This is a genomic window from Lacticaseibacillus hegangensis, from assembly GCF_003946465.1.
Classification (GTDB): Bacteria; Bacillota; Bacilli; order Lactobacillales; family Lactobacillaceae; genus Lacticaseibacillus; species Lacticaseibacillus hegangensis.
In genome coordinates this window covers 28,988-44,829 of sequence record NZ_RHOL01000009.1, presented here as the reverse complement: position 1 = coordinate 44,829, position 15,842 = coordinate 28,988, and the positions used below count along the sequence as shown (strand labels likewise).

At 52.2% G+C, this 15,842-nt stretch carries 12 protein-coding genes; 2 read left to right on the top strand and 10 right to left on the bottom strand.

The features are described 5' to 3' along the window. Positions 1-65: 65 nt before the first annotated feature. Positions 66-1,262 carry a hypothetical protein gene (locus EKM86_RS03875; RefSeq protein WP_125755241.1) on the bottom strand — a complete coding sequence of 399 codons (1,197 nt, stop codon included), beginning with the start codon at positions 1,260-1,262 and terminating at the stop codon, positions 66-68. A 218-nt stretch (positions 1,263-1,480) separates the two neighbouring features. Here EKM86_RS03875 and EKM86_RS03870 point away from each other — a divergent pair, with 218 nt between their 5' ends. Both EKM86_RS03870 and EKM86_RS03865 read left to right on the top strand, forming a co-directional pair. Further along, a complete protein-coding gene (locus EKM86_RS03870; protein WP_125755239.1) occupies positions 1,481-2,890 on the top strand; it encodes a C69 family dipeptidase in 1,410 nt (469 codons plus the stop codon). A gap of 212 nt (positions 2,891-3,102) precedes the next feature. Beyond that, positions 3,103-3,372 (top strand): type II toxin-antitoxin system RelB/DinJ family antitoxin, encoded by a 270-nt coding sequence (locus EKM86_RS03865; RefSeq protein ID WP_125755237.1) that lies wholly within the window; start codon positions 3,103-3,105, stop codon positions 3,370-3,372. Between the two features lie 129 nt (positions 3,373-3,501). Here EKM86_RS03865 and EKM86_RS03860 read toward each other — a convergent pair whose 3' ends face one another. The 9 genes from EKM86_RS03860 to EKM86_RS03820 form a co-directional block, all read right to left on the bottom strand. Continuing rightward, positions 3,502-4,932 (bottom strand): sialate O-acetylesterase, encoded by a 1,431-nt coding sequence (locus EKM86_RS03860; RefSeq protein ID WP_164506161.1) that lies wholly within the window; start codon positions 4,930-4,932, stop codon positions 3,502-3,504. A gap of 40 nt (positions 4,933-4,972) precedes the next feature. Next, on the bottom strand, positions 4,973-5,308 hold the full coding sequence (locus EKM86_RS03855; RefSeq protein WP_125755233.1) for a PTS lactose/cellobiose transporter subunit IIA: 336 nt from the start codon (positions 5,306-5,308) through the stop codon (positions 4,973-4,975). Further along, positions 5,308-6,714, bottom strand: a complete 1,407-nt coding sequence (locus tag EKM86_RS03850; protein ID WP_125755231.1) for a PTS sugar transporter subunit IIC — start codon at positions 6,712-6,714, stop codon at positions 5,308-5,310. Before EKM86_RS03850 ends, EKM86_RS03855 begins: the two co-directional genes overlap by 1 nt. Continuing rightward, on the bottom strand, positions 6,704-7,021 hold the full coding sequence (locus tag EKM86_RS03845) for a PTS sugar transporter subunit IIB (RefSeq protein WP_225419347.1): 318 nt from the start codon (positions 7,019-7,021) through the stop codon (positions 6,704-6,706). The genes EKM86_RS03850 and EKM86_RS03845 overlap by 11 nt, the downstream gene beginning before the upstream one ends. Positions 7,022-7,135: 114 nt before the next feature. Next, positions 7,136-7,822: a GntR family transcriptional regulator gene (locus EKM86_RS03840; RefSeq protein WP_125755227.1), complete on the bottom strand. Its 687-nt coding sequence runs from the start codon at positions 7,820-7,822 to the stop codon at positions 7,136-7,138. Between the two features lie 216 nt (positions 7,823-8,038). Next, entirely contained in the window at positions 8,039-10,267 is a 2,229-nt protein-coding gene (gene bglX, locus EKM86_RS03835; protein ID WP_125755225.1) for a beta-glucosidase BglX, read from the bottom strand. A 118-nt stretch (positions 10,268-10,385) separates the two neighbouring features. Then, positions 10,386-12,788, bottom strand: a complete 2,403-nt coding sequence (locus EKM86_RS03830; RefSeq protein WP_125755223.1) for a glycoside hydrolase family 3 N-terminal domain-containing protein — start codon at positions 12,786-12,788, stop codon at positions 10,386-10,388. Between the two features lie 84 nt (positions 12,789-12,872). Continuing rightward, positions 12,873-14,216, bottom strand: coding sequence for a PTS sugar transporter subunit IIC (locus tag EKM86_RS03825; RefSeq protein ID WP_164506160.1), 1,344 nt, complete (start codon positions 14,214-14,216; stop codon positions 12,873-12,875). 61 nt (positions 14,217-14,277) lie between these two features. Then, positions 14,278-15,795, bottom strand: a complete 1,518-nt coding sequence (locus EKM86_RS03820) for a DUF5597 domain-containing protein (RefSeq protein WP_164506159.1) — start codon at positions 15,793-15,795, stop codon at positions 14,278-14,280. Positions 15,796-15,842: the final 47 nt, after the last annotated feature.

The window sequence follows — 15,842 nt, the reverse complement described above, 5'->3', positions numbered from 1 at the left end:
TAAGTCGTTAAACAATCAAAAAGGCCCCAACAAGGGCCTTGCAAAATCCTAATTCACCTTGAAACTTAGTACCGCCGGTATGCACCGATACGAGCATCAGCTTGCGCCAATAACCCAGTTTGGACCGCGGATAATTCCGTTTGAACCCTGCCCCAGTAATTGATTGCGTTCGTCATGTGATTGACTTCATCGGCGACCTCATTGATTGCGTCGACTGCGTCTTCAATCGCATTGGTGATCTGGTCCCGGGCCTGATTGATTGAGTCAATGACCGCCGTGGTTGCGGAGTGAATCTCGGCAATCAGGCTCTCTTTGAGGTCATTCATCTGTTCGCTCTGGTCCACCAGCGTTGTCGCGGTCTGCCAGTCCGCTGCCCGGCCATTCCAAAACTGCAGGTAGACGCGGAATAAGTGCTGCATATTCTGTGTGTCGTCAGGCGGGAAGAATCCGACATGCGCATTAACCGTGACGATGTACTGCTGCAATTGCGCATTCGTCTTGACCAAAGTCTCTTGCATTGCTTCAACATACTCACCGCGATATGCGGTGATGGCATCTGGATATTTAAATTCTTTTTCAAGTAGCGCTTCATCATTACGGTTATTCGCCCGCCGGTATTCCTCGTCGGCTTTGAGAATGTCTGTCCTGACTTTACGAATCCGCCAGTTATGATAATTTGACCAGGGCTGTGAGAAATGAAAGCCAAATTTAGCCATAAGATACAACACAACAAAGATAGGAATCATCACCGCCGAAAGCAGAGAGAACAATACTAATACAACCGAAATCAAAACGTTTGGGGCATAGTTCACACTTAACCCGGCACCCACACACAGTCCCCAGGCAATGAAAGTGCCCCAAAACGCCGTTCTCGTGTTGTGATAATCAATTTTCTGCTCTCTTGGATACCCATTCGGATGCTCTTTAAAATATGCTGCCTCATGCGGGTGCTGGTTCAAATAGACGTAACGTTTCAATTGTTTCTTCTGTTCAGCCAAGGCGCTATTGAAGTGGTCCGTCTCACTGCGGGTCTGCTGTTCAAGTTGGCGTTGAAGATCCTCCATCCCTAACTTCGCGGCAATTAATTGGCGCAGATGATTAATGATACTGTCCAATGACATTTGCTGAAGCTGCTTAATATGTGCAACGTCCCACGCATAACTCGGAATATTCCAATCGCGTGCTTGATCAAACTGCTGCGCCTTCTGGTAAACCGCCTGGACCTCTGCATTCGTATGTGCCACTGCAACTTCTTCACCCATTGATACCGCCTCCTGAAAGCCAAAGACTAAACTCCTTGGCCAAATAATTGAGATACACGCTAATTATATTCATCGGGGCGACACATTATGTCGTAAAGAGCCAAATCGTCAAAGTCATTGAACTGTAACATTTCAAGAGACCTTTCACGGGCTTTTCGCATTTTCCCCGCCGAAAGCCTACAATAAAGAGGCAAACTTTTGAGAAAGAGATGATCCTTTTGACGAAACGCTACAAAGGCTCCTGCACGACCATTCTGGTCGGCAAGAAGGCCAGCATTGACGGCTCGACCATGATCGCCCGCAACGAGGACGGCGCCGAGGCGCTCAACCCCGAGAAGTTCGTTTACGTGAAGCCGGAAGACCAGCCACGCCACTACCAGGCTGTGCTCTCCAAGTTCCACGTCGAACTGCCGGACAACCCGCTCGGCTACACCTCCACCCCTGACGCGGTGGACGGCCACGGCATCTGGGCCGCGGCCGGCATCAACAGCGAAAACGTCGCGATGACCGCAACCGAAACCATCACAACCAACTCCCGCGCTTTGGGCGTTGATCCGATGAATCCGGATGGTCTGGGCGAAGAGGACATCACCGCCATCGTGCTGCCGTACATCCACAGCGCCCGCGAAGGTGTGCAGCGCCTGGGCAAGCTGCTCGAGCAGTACGGGACTTACGAAACCAACGGTATCTGCTTCTCCGACAAGGACGAATGCTGGTACTTCGACAGCATCGCCGGCCATCACTGGGCCGCGGTCCGCATCCCCGACGACGCCTATGTCATCGCGCCAAACCGCTTCAACATCGACCATTTTGACTTCGACTCCGACGACACGCTGTGTGCACCGGATCTGAAGCAGCTCGTCGACGACAACCACCTGAACCCGGATCCTGAAGGCTACAACCTGCGCCACATCTTCGGCTCCTCAACTGTTAAGGACACGCGCTACAACAATCCGCGCGCTTGGTACGGCCAAAAGTACTTCAACCCAGAAATTGACCAGAGCCCGATCGACCAGGACCTGCCGTTCATCTGCCGCACGGAAAAGAAAATCTCGGTTGAAGACGTTAAGTTTGTGCTGAGCTCCCACTACGAAAACACTGACTTTGACCCTTACGGCACCACCAACACTGAAGGCCAAAAGAAGCTGTACCGGCCAATCGGCATCAATCGCAACCAGGAGCTGCACATTCTGCAGATCCGCAACGATGTGCCAAAGGAAATCGCGGGTATTCACTGGCTGGCATACGGCCCGAACACGTTCAACGCGGTCGTGCCATTTTATGCCAACGTCAACGACACCCCGGCTCAGTACAAGAACACCGGCGCCCACTACACTCAGGGCAGTCAGTACTGGCTCTCCTACCTGCTGGCGACGTTTGGCGACTACGACTTCCACCTGTTTGAAGACTTCGAGAACATTTTCGAGCAGAACACGGTGGGCGAATGCCGCCACATCCAGCTGGAAAGCGACAAGGTGGCGCTGGACAAGCCGGACACCACCGCTTATCTCACCGAGGTCAACGCCAAGCTCGCCGACGTCTCGTTCAACAACTCCAACCAGCTGCTGGGCCAGATGATCGAGCTCGCCGCCCCGCGGATGAAGCTGCAGTTCACGCTGCACGACTAAAGCAAAGCCTTAAACAAGAAGGTCTGGATACTCAACAACGAGTATTCAGGCCTTCTTTTTTTCGTCATTTATTCATAAGTCTGACCACAGTGCAACTATGCCGGAGAAGTATGTCCTCATACCAAATTGCTTGACACACACACTGAATCACCAACAACTTGGTATAATTAGCAAGCCAGAAACTGACCAAATAACGAATGGAGGACTCGCAAATGGCCACCAAAAAGAAAGAGGTTCAGCTCAACATCCGCATCGACTCTGCACTGAAGACTGCTGGTCAGGAAGTTGCCAAAGACTTAGGAATTGATCTGAATACAGCCATTAATTTGTTTATCGCCGCCATGGTCAGGACGCATCGGCTGCCTTTTGAACCCTCAACTCTTCCAAGTGAGACCCTAGAGGCGCTCCACGAATCAGACCATTCCAAAGCACATAAGACTTACGACAATGCTGAAGACATGTGGCGTGATTTGAACGTGTAAGCCATGAGAATCATGGCGTCGAGCACACAGACTAAGTCCTAAATCTGCACCAAACCAAAAAAGAAGCCCAGACGGCAGGCTTCTCCTTAACTACCAAACTAGATTGCGAATTCCCAGCGCCAGTTACGGTTACTCGCTCACACTTAGCAAGAACGGACTTAGGGGGTAACCATCCTCGTTAAAGAATGATGGGATCGGTGCATTGCGGTATGCATAGCGCAGCTTTTCAACGTGCGCTGGGTCAGAAATAATCAGCTGATTGCCGGCCACTTTCACCTTCATCGGCTGCCAGTGACCATTCAACAACCCCTCAACCGGTGTTTCACCTTGCACCACCAGCTGAGTCGCCGGCTCGACCGTCAAGACGACCGCATCCCCCACGCGCTTGCAACTGGTCACACACGGCGTTTGCCCCTGACTGAGGATCAAACTGCCAAGGCGCTGGCCGGCCGTACGCTTGTGGACAGGATGGATATTATGCTGCTCACCGGTATCGACGAGGGAGACAAGGTGAATGTCTTCCAGCCGCTGGCTGGTGTGCCACTGCGCCTGACGAATCTGCGCCCACGCGTGATGCGGCTCATCTTGATACTGCGGCAGCTGAATAAGATAGACTGGTAAACTGCTCTGCTGAAAAGTCGTGCGCCACTGGATAATTAGCCGTGGCAGCAACTTTTCATATAGCGCGGCATGGTCGGCGTCGTTTTCACCCTGGTACCACACCATCGCTTTGACGGTATAAGGCGCCGTCTTCTCGACCATCGTGTGGAACAGTCCGTTCGGCCGCAGGTAGCTTTCCGGCCGCATTGGGGGCGGCCAGGGCGTGTGACCGACGTGCATCTTCACTTGCTCCTGACTGAGCTCTGGGTGCGCCTGCATATACGCCGCCTTTTTGGCGTTGTACGCCTCAAGGATGGTGTTGTAATCGGTATCCGCACGATCGAAGTCAGCGGCGCTCTTGCCATCCACAGCTTGGTGGTAAGGCTCGAGATAACCCGCGGCCAGCGCCGGATCAGCGGCTAATGTGGCTTCTGCCATCCAGCTTGATGCACTAGTGCCGCCCTTGAAGCATTCCAGCATCCCCAGCGGAATATCTGGGTTCGCATGCGCAATTTTGTTCAAAGCGTAATACCCGACAGCAGACACATCGCCGAGATTATCCTTCGTCAAAGACTGCCAGCTGGGGGTCGTAACTTCTCCCCAACCAAAGGTGAGCGACTTTTCATACTCGATTTGCGGGGTGTAGTAGACATGGATGTTGGTGGCAGAGAAATTGGCTTTCTCCGTGTCAAACTCCGCGTCGTCCTGCAGCTTGTACTCAATGTTCGATTGGCCAGCCAGCAGGAACACATCGCCGAACTGCACGTCTTCAGTCGTCGAAGCTTGGCCGGCCGTGATTGTTAACTGAGTCTTCAACCGATACGGAAAGCTGCCAAAGCTAACTTGCCACTTGCCAGTCTCCGGAACCACGGTGTCACGCTTCTGTCCGCCCAGTAAAACACGGACAAGCGCCCCACTTGGGCCCCAGCCAAAGACTGTCACTGGTTTAGCTGCTTGCAAAACTGCGCCCCCAGTAAACACTGGCGCCAAAATGACGTGATCAAGCATTGAGTTTCGCCTCGAGTGCTTTGATTTTCTTCGCCTGAGCTAAGTGCTCGGTGGCAACCGTCATCATGATATCTGCGGCAATGAAGTGGTCCTGAGAATGGATCAGCAGCAGAGACTTCTCTACGACTTCCCCGCCCATTTCAGCAGACATCCACTGGGTTTGAATGTTGTGCGCATCGTGAAGATCTTTTTTCGCCTTGGCCAACAGCTCGTCGGCCTCGTCAAACTTTTCATCGTCAGCGGATTGCATGGCCCTTACGGCCTCAGAGCGGGCGTTGCCGGCGATTGCAATCAGCTGCATCGCGCGCTTTAACTGTTTCTCATCCATTAAGCTTCAGATCCTTTAGCAGCATCGTCAAGCGCTGCTTTGTCTTCCTTTTCCTGTTGCTTCTGTGCATTGATCCGGTTGGAGACCTGAACGAATGGAATCCAAATCAGGGTGGCGACAGCAAGGTTAATCAGCTGGACAATGGCCCCGTTAATTGACCCGGAGAACAGCAAACCGGAAAGAATCGGCGGCACAGTCCAAGGAACATTGTTCATGATGACCCCAATGAACCCAATCTTAGTGAAGAACACTGCAAGGTAGAAGCAAAGTGGCTGCACAATGATGAATGGAATCGCGTAAATCGGGTTCAAAACAATTGGCAGGCCGAAGGTGATCGGCTCTGAAATGTTGAAAATCGCTGGCATTAAGGCAATCTTACCAATCTTCTTATCAGAGGCCTGACGCGACGCAATGAGGATCGCGAGGACTGGTGCCAAGGCAAACGTCCCAGCAGCAATAGTCGAGAAGTTCATGAACATGGTGGAGTACAGGTGGTGCGCCTGACCCAGCATGTTTTGCGTATCGTTAATGTTCCAGGTCAAGCCGAAGATCGGGCCCCAAATGGAAGTTGGGTGAATCCCGAACCACTGAAGCAAAGACCAGGTAAACTGCGAAACAAAGGCAAACGCACCAGTGCCGGCAACGGCCATCGCTGGCTTTTGCAGCAGTGACAGCAGCAGATCCGGAATCGATTTGCCAGTCAGCGTGTTGGACAGGCCAGTGACGCAGACGAAGAACAGCATTGTGACCAGGCCTGGAATCAATGATTCAAAACTGCGGGCAACAGCCGGTGGCACAGAGTCTGGCATTTTGATGGTGATGTTCCGCTTTAAAATCTCGTTGTAGATCACAACCGCCAAACCGGAAATGACCAGTGCGGCAAAGACCCCTTGAGTCCCAAGGTACGTTGAATTGATGGCGTTGGTGACGTCAACAGTGCTCTTACCGTTGACGTACTTGAATGTCCAAGGTAAGCAAATGAAGAACGCACCGACCGCGTAAATGACGGAGGTCATGTGCTCTTTATTGTTACGGTAGAACTTGCGGGACAGGATGTAAGCAAAGACGATGACCAGCAGCAGCGCCATGAGGTTCAAAGACCCATTGGCAATCAAACTGATCAAGCCCTGGGTGGACAGCAGGCCGTTGTACAAACCTGACTTGCTCCAGGCACCCCAGGAGCCAGCAATCACTTTACCTAACTGCAGGCCCTGCTTGCCGAAAATCAACCCGTTTAAAGGATCGACAAAAACCGACGAAATCATTGTCGCAAACCCGGCAATCATTGTGGTTGAGGCCACAAGAATGAAGGAATCACGAAGCGTTAACAGCAGTTTATTCGCCGCAATTTTCCCAGCAGTCTTCGTAAAGCCTGCCTGGAATCGCGTCCATGCACTAGCCTTCATTGCTTGTCACCCCTTCGTTATCAAGCTTGTCGACGATGACCTTGCCATCCATCTGACCAAATTCTTGCATTGTTAGCGGCACAACTTTTGCTTTTGGATGCTGCTGCTTAACCTGGTCAGCCGCCCAGTTAATCTGCGGTGCGATGATGATCACGTCTAGATCGTCCCCAATTTCATCGATCATGGACAAATCGGATGCGGTGACCTTGACATCGCGTTGGGCTGCGTCGTAAACCTTTTGCATCTTCGAACCAATCAGGCTAGTCGACATCCCGCCGGAACAAAAGAGTCCAACACGTAAAGTCATAATAATTCCTCCTTGAAGCTGAATTTGAAACCCCTTACACGGATTAATATAGATTCGTTGTCGTGAATAGCCAATACCCTTTTTAGTTGTTATGACCTTTTGTTCGAAAAAATTTTACATCAGCGTCTCCTGCAATGAATACCGGCTGGTAACAATTTCCGTTTTGCCGTACTCGAATTTTTTGCCCTGCGCCAAGTATGATTCCTGAATCACTTCCAGCAGTGGCGTGCCCGCTTTGACTGACAAGGCTTTAGCGACATCGGCATCAGCCAGCGCAACGGCAAAAGACCGGCGTGATGACTCTAAAGTCAAATCGAGATCATTTTGCAGAAAATCGTAAATGGACCCTTTCAGCACGTCCAGCCGCATCCCTTGGATCACCTTAACGGGCATCCACAGGCGGTTGTAGCCGACCGGTTTACCGTCCAGCATGTAGCGCCGTTTAATATCGTAGACAAAGTCATAATCATTGACGGCTAGGCGTTTCTTGATTTCCGGAGTGGCCTTGGTGACTGCAAAATCCAGCACGTCGATTGAAACCGTCGCCGGGTCAATCAAATCAAAACTGCCCGGCTCCTCCTCGATTTCCTTATCACTCTTCACAAACGTCCCCGCGCCTTGAACCCGATTGATCAGGCCGGCCGACTGAAGCTCATCCAGGGCGCGTCGAACTGTAATTCGACTGGCGTTGTAGGCCTTCGCCAGGGCTTCCTCCTGGGGCAGCTGTTCCCCCACCTCATAGTCGTGATTCATAATTTTCTGGCGCAGCGTTTCCGCAATCAATTCATACTTCGTCTTCATGAAATTGGATACTCCCTTATCTCAGTGACTCATGTATACGGTGTCATCATGACGCATTTTAACACGATTCTGGCGATTTCTCTCATCAAATCATAAATTGTTATAACAACTCTTCAAATGAGGTATGCCATCGAACAGCGCGCAGCCAAAAACGCGGGCACCACTTGTGGCCCCCGCAATGGACAAAAATCTGTTTCCCACAGCAACAAAAGCTAGTTAATCCTTGAGACTAAACTCAACTGCCTGAGTCTCATCTGAGTTGGGGCCAACCATCAGTTCGAACTTACCAGGTTCGATCACATACTCCCCTCGCTGGTTGTAAAAACCCAGCTGCTGGGCTTTGACTTCGAAAGAGACGGTCACCGTTTTACCAGCAGGAATCACTTCACGCTTGAAATCGATCAACCGTTTGACTGGTTGAACAATTGAAGCCACTTCATCATGCAGATAAAGTTGAATGGTTTCGGTTCTGTCAATATCCCCAGCATTCTCAACTGGCACACTAATCGTTACTGACTGAGCCGAACTGATTTGGCTCTGGTCAATCGTCGGCTGGTGATAAGTGACCTCGCCATACGATAGCCCATATCCAAACGGGAATAATGGTCCAGTTGGCGCGTCTGTGTACCTTGAAACAAAGCGGCCAACGTGTTGAGAGGTCTTTTCAGGACGGCCGGTGCTGAGATGATTGTAGTAAATCGGGGCTTGGCCCTCAACCGCTGGCATGCTCATTGACAGCCGACCCGAGGGATTATAAGCACCAAAGATAATGTCCGCTAAGGCGTGTCCGCCTTCGATACCTGGGAACCACGCCTGGATGACGGCATCAGAATCCGCGAGGACATCAGTCAGGACCAACGGCCGGCCACTGATGATCACCGAAATAACTGGCTTACCCAACGTTGCCAGCTCGTCAAGCAAGCGCTGCTGGTTATCAGGCAATCTCAGCTTGGTTCTTGATCCCGCCTCGCCGCTTTGCAGCGTGTGCTCACCGCCGGCAAAAATAATAATGTCAGCACGCTTGGCAGCAGCAATTGCACTATCGTGATGCTTCTTCTCAGTTGCCGAATCGGAAATCTGACTGTTTGCTTGATCTTCCGGACGCCCGGACTCGGCGAAGAAATCAGCATCGCGTATGATATCTGTCCCTTTTTCTACCGTCAGTCGACTCGCATCCAGATACTCACCGACCCCTTGCTTAAAGGTGATTGTATCCTTCGGGTCACCATGAATCGCCCACAGGCCCAACATCTTATACTCATCCGCATAAGGACCAATCAGTGCCACCTGATGATGGCTTGAACGGTCAAGCGGGAGCAGATGCCGTTGATTTTTGAGCAGCACCATCGCCTCCTGACTGACCCTTCTGGCCAGCTGGCGCTTAGCAGGAGTCAGTAAGTTGGCTTTTTCCAGCGCTTCGGAGGAACCACGGAACGGGTCTTCAAACAGACACAGTTCGTTCTTCAAAGACAGCACACGCCAAACCGCCGCATCGATTTTTTTCTCGCTCAGCCGGCCGTCCGCAAGCAACGGTTTCAGCCCATTCGCGTAGCAAGGCGACTTCATATCGATATCGACACCAGCATCCAAGGCCTTGTACGCAGCATCCTGTTCATCCGCTGCAAAGCCATGCTGAGTCAGTTCATAAATCGACGCATAATCGCTGATCACCACGCCGTTAAAGCCCCACTGCTTACGTAACAGATCGCTCAACAGCCATTTATCAGCAGTCGCCGGCACGCCGTTCAAAGTGGTCAACGACGTCATCACCATTTTGGCGCCCGCCTGGACCGCCGCCTTATAGGAAGGCAGATAGTCCTGGTACAGGTTACTGATGGACATATCTGCAGAGTTATACTCCCGCCCTGCTTCAACTGCGCCGTAACCGGCAAAGTGCTTGACGCAGGAGACAATGCCCTTGCCATTCTTGAGACCACTTTGAAAGCCGCCCACCATCGCTTTCGCAAACTGCGCGTTGAGATATGGATCCTCACCAGTCGATTCCAAGACTCGGCCCCACCTGGCATCATGAACGAGGTCGACCATGGGCGCGAAAGCAACTTGCTGGCCACCAGCATACGCTTCTTCAGCGGCATTCTCGTAAGCCTTCTTGATCAAAGCTGGATCCCATGAGGCCCCCATTCCCAAAGGTATCGGGTATACCGTCTTGTAGCCATAGACGATATCCGACATGAACAGCAGGGGAATGGCGTGCCCGCCTTTAGCCAAATGTGCTTCTTGCAAACGGTGAATTTGCCTTGCCCCGGCCACGTTCAGAACTGATCCCGAAAGGTCAACCATTCGCTGAGTGATGCCAAGTTTACGTTGAGGCCCCATTGAAATATCTGAAGCGTTGTAAAACTCCCCGGATAGTTGGACCAGCTGGCCAATTTTTTCTTCGATGGTGAGTGAGTTCAATAACTGTCTAAGTTTTGCTTCTTCCAACCTTATCCCTCCATACTCTGGATAATGTGCTGCTGATTGTTTAGCGGTGCTGAACGGCTAATCACACTTTGTCGACACCCAGACCGCCGGGCAGCAATGATGATCGCGGCCGAGATTCTCAATCTGCAGCCGGGGGCGTCACCGTTGCTTGTGCGAAAAGTGAACGGTCGGTCTCCCCGAAAAACTGAGACTGGCGAATTGCGACAGTCCCACTGAACTTCAGCTCCCCGGCGGAATGGCCAATCGAAAACTGGTATTCGCCCTGGTCGAGAGTCCATTTCATTTCGTTGTTCAAGTATGCGAGTTGACTCGGTTCTACAGTGAATTCGACCTGCTTGGTCTCGTGAGCCCTCAGCGGCACACGGCTAAATCCTAGTAGTTCAATGTTAGGCCGCACCATCGAGGCGTGACGATTTTGGCCATACAACTGAACAGTTTCCGTACCTTCACGGCTACCAGTATTGGTGACACTGCATGCAACATGAATCGTCCCCACCGAATCGGCGGTCGCTTTAAATGCGCCATAAGCAAACGTCGTGTAGGATAAGCCCGCGCCGAAGTAGTACCGGGGCTCGTGGGGACAGTCCACGTAGCCGTCAAATGCACCACCAGTCGCCTGGTGATAGCTCGAGCCATTCGGGTGATTGTAGTAAAGCGGCAACTGGCCGGCGGTATATGCAGTCGTTGCCGGCATTCTCCCAGTGGGTTCGCAATCACCAAAAAGAACACTGACGATGGCCTCACTCCCACATTCGGCAGGATTCCAGGCTTCCAGAATTGCGTCTGCGTACCGGTCAGCCGCATCACTGGAAATTGGTCGACCGCCGAAGTGCACGATGACCAGTGGCTTATTCAATCGTGCTGCGGCTTCAATAAAGTCTTCCTGACACTTCGGTAAATTGATGTTAGTGGCATCGATTCCTTCCCCTTGTGATGCAGAAGAACCAGTGCCATACTTGCCGCCAACTGTGATGATGGCGACATCACTTTGGCGAATCGCATCAAGTGCCTTGTCGAAGTGACTTTCATCATCCCCAACGTACGGGAACCCATAGGCATAATTGACGGTCGCACTCGGAACGTCCGCTTCAATTTGCTGGCGTAAAGACTTCATCTGCGGTTGCTGAGAGCGAGCAAAGGCTTCAACATCAGGATTTTCCACGTCAACGTTGGATCCAGGGTAATGTTTCTTCGAGCCTGCAGGCGTCAGCTCAGACTTGACGTCCTCGACTCCGGCCATCGTGTTTTTAACCCCGAAATGCTTTTCAATCGTCGACATATAGGTATACCCACCAAACATCGTGCGAATTGCGTCGGCGTGCCACCCAACCAAGGCAATCGATTGCTTGTTCTTGCTTAAGGGTAAAATGCCTTTATTTTTAAGCAGAACTAACGACTCGGTGGCAACCCGCCGGCTCGCCGCAATGGCCGCCGGCTGACTGAAGCTGTGTGTCACCTCAGTCGGCGCTTCTGCGAACGGATGATCAAAGACGCCAAGTTCAAATTTGAGGGTCAACACACGCTTTACCGCGGCAGCAAGGGCGTCATCAAAGTCCTTTTGACCCACGTACTGCTTCAGTACCTCTGGTCGGTAGGCATTCATTGAGGGCAACTCCTGATCGACCCCGGCAAGCAGCGCTCGGTGTGCAGCGTCAGCTAATTGTCCGCCTAGATGATAGCGGGTAAAAATCTCGCTGATGCCGCTGTAATCAGAGGCAGTAATACCGTTGAAGCCCATCTGGTTGCGCAACAGATCTGTCAGCAGATGCTTTGAGCCGGTCACCGGTTCCCCGTTAATGGCACTGTAACAAGGCATCACGCCTTTCAAATGACCCAGCGAGATGGCCGCCTGGAACGGCTTGGCATACACTTCATGGAGCAGCCGCTCCGGAATGTTCGCCACAGCTGCATGAATGCCGCTTTCCGCCGCCTGATACCCGAGAAAATGCTTCGCGACCGCAGCTGTTCGGCCATTTTTCTGAATCCCCGTCACAACTGCAGTACCCATTTCGCTCGCAAGTGTCGGGTCTTCCCCAAACGTTTCACCCTGGCGGCCAAACCGCGCGTCGCGGGAAATATCGAGGACCGGCGAAAAGGCCAGTGTGGCCCCAACCCCTTTGGTTTCGCGCCCAATTGCCTCGCCCATTTGTTCCGCTGCCTCCGGGTCGAACGTCGCAGCCTGCGCAATCCCGGTCGGAAAGCTGGTCGCACCAGGCAGTTTAACCCCGGTCAGCGTTTCGACATGGAACAAAGCCGGAATATGGTGCGGTGAAAGCGCGATGATTTTCTCCTGGATTTGGCGCTGCACGCGGGCCACGTCTTCGATGTGTTGCATCTCCTCACCCACCAACAACGAGACTTGGCCTGCGCCACTGGGAAAATCGTGTTCCAAATCGTCATTCGACCAGGCGGCCTGATTATAGCCAACTAACTGGGCGACTTTCTCCTCGAAACTGAGGTCATTAAAGAGCTGGTCGACCCGTTGTTTGATTGTTGCTGAGTCATTTGCTGAGTTTGACATTTTCTCTTTCTCCCTTTTCGCCTGTTTCGTCCACAAAACCTCACGCGGGCCTAACTCGCATGAGGTTTTACTCTGAAACGGGGTCTAATCTGCGTTAAGTGCAGCGTTGTTGGCCTCTGACCGAATCGCCATCTTCACGAACGGGATAAACATCATCACGTCAAACACGAAGCAGATAATCTGCACGAGCACTGGCATAATGTGACCGCCTGAAGCCAGGTACGTGTTAAGAAATGGCGGGGTCGTCCATGGAACGGCGATCGCGATGGCGGGAATAGCGTGGATCAACTCCAGCCAGTAGTAGATCGTGCTAGTGATCGCACTCGCGAACACATAAGGAATCAACATGAACGGGTTTAGCACGATTGGCAGGCCATAAATCATTGGTTCGCCAATGTTGAAAATCCCTGGAATTAATTCCAGTTGGGCGATTGACATATAGTGTGGCGACTGACGTGCAACCAGGAAGATTGCCACGCAGACAGAGACGGTCGTCAAACCCATGATCATCTGCAGGGTTTGACCGATTGGGGCACCTTTTAAGTTCATCACTGAGGCCCCGTGAAGCAACTGGTTGGTCAAATCATTCTGATTGATGGTTTTGATAGGTTCAAAAATCGGTGACAGCGCAGCAGGGTGAATCCCGAAGAAGAACACCAAGTTCTGCGCGATAACGGTGATAAAGGCGCCACCAACTGAGGTCCCGACGCCTTGCAATGGCGCTTGAACCAGTTTGTAAATCAAGTCCTGCATCCCGGTAAACCCGAAGGCACGGATGATGAACTCGATTGCATTGATCACGATCACACTAATGGCCAGTGGGATCACCGAGGCGAACGCATTCAAAATGGCCGGTGGGACGGAATCTGGAAGCTTGATCGTCAACTTGGTGTCTGATAAGTGAACGTACATCGCAGTCGACAGCAATGCGACAATCATGCCAAGAATCAGGCTGGTCGCTCCGAAGGAATCTTGGGTCCAGACGTTGCCAAGTTTGCCTGCAGTGCTTTGCGGAAAGACCAAGAAACTGCCGAGCAGCGCAATGATAGCTGAAACCAGTGGATCGGCGTGCTGATACTTGTTCTTCGCCTTACCGGCTTCAATATAATTTTCAGTCAGCATGTAGGCGATGGTCACCGTAACCACGATTGAAATCAAATTGTTGCACACGTTGGTGATGGCATTAGGAAAAGCTGTCCAGTTCTTCCCGAACACGAACACCAGAAATTTCTGGAAGGGGTCTTGGTCAAGCGGCAACGTCGTATTGACCAAGTTAATGCGAAAATTCTGAAGCAGTAACCCGACTGACCCGACCAGGCTCATTGGCATCGCCATGATGAACCCGTCGCGGATGGCGGCTAGATGCTTTTGGTTACTGATTTTACCGACAACCGGTAAAATCTTTTCGCCAATTTTTTGCAAGTTCACGATCCTCACTCCTTTGACAATGATTACTGAAACGAATATTCAATTGAACTGACAGTGCGCCTCAGTACAGATGGGTCTTAATCTTGAGCAGCTGCGGCATCGCACCGATCTGAATGCGGTAGCGTTCGTCGCCATTGAGCATTCTGCCCGCGTGCCACCCATCGCGTTCCCAAGTGCCTTCTTCAAGGCTCAACAAGCCGACCTTGCGCCGTGGATCATCAGCAACCAAGTCCACATACAGATTGACCCCGAAAAGTAGAAATTCATTATCGGCGAGCTCCAGAACAAAACCCGCTGAAGGCGATACGTTTCCTTCCTGCTTCAGGAAGTGCACTTGCGCCTCGCAATCGGCTAACTTGATTTGCCGGCCGCGGTCGGCCGCCTGACTGATCATAAATGGGTGCATCTGCGCTGTCTGGCGCTTGGAAACGAGTAATGGTAAGAGCCCCGCCAAAAGCGCATTAGCGCGGGCCAGTTCCGGCCCGGTTTGGTGCCAATCAAAAGCGTCGGCATCGATGGCCACTGCTTTTAACACATGTTCATCAAGGGCCGCTGCTTGGCTGAAGAAATCCTCAGCACCAAAGGGCGAAAATAGCAGGAGATTATAATGACTAATTGCATAGATAAGGTTGGACACAGTGCGCAAATCCTGCCTAGTTTCGGGAACCAGCAGCGCTTGCTGGGGGGCCGCATAAGCATCGCTCACTTCCTTGAAATTCGGCACGTAGAGATCTGGGGCGACAAGATCAATGGCCGGCGCCACCTTTTGCCAAATCGGCAGCATCCTCACAGTCGGTCCCCCTGTGGGGTAGTTGCCTGGGCGCCCGAGCGGTTTTTCGAGCCACGCGTTTACATACATCGGCAAGGCATACTGCGCCTTGCCTGCCGCGGCGATTTGCTGCACCGCCGCGGCGTATAGAAACGCCATGTAGGCCTCTCCGGCTTGGGCGCCAAACTGCTGTTGCCAGGTCGTGCCGGGCTTTTGACTGAGTGCTCGCGGCAGGGTCTGACTTAGCGCCTGATCCTTGGCCACTGAGTAGTCAAAGTCGGATTCAAGCAGCCCCACTTCATTTTCCACCTGCACCATGATTACGGTTGATTGTTCAGCATCAGCCTTCTTGATGAAGGCCATCAGCTGGGCGAACGCCCTGGCATCTTGCGAAACCGCTCGCTGATCGGCGGGCGAAATCGAGTATAAGTGCTGACCGGCCTGTTGTTGTGCGTATTGGACTGTTGGATTGGCTTTGAGCCAACCAGGGACATATGATGACAATCCGTTCTTCCATAGTCCGAACCAGAGCAACACCAGTTTCACCTGGTGCGCTCGCGCGCCCAAGATCAGGTCTTCAACTGAGGAAAAGTCGAACTTGCCTGGTGCGGGCTCAACCAGCTCCCAATAGACTGGCACTAACAGGGTATTGATGTTTAGTGGCGAAACACGAGGCCACACCTTTGTGTTCATATATGCCGTGCTGCTGGCACTAGAATTGTGACATTCTGCCGCCAAGCCGATGAATGGTTGATCATCGACCATTAGTACGGTCTGACCATCAAGTTCTTGTAGATGTGGCGTGGTCATCAGTAATCCCTCCTTGTCGCTAACTGAATGACAATGTAGGAGACCAA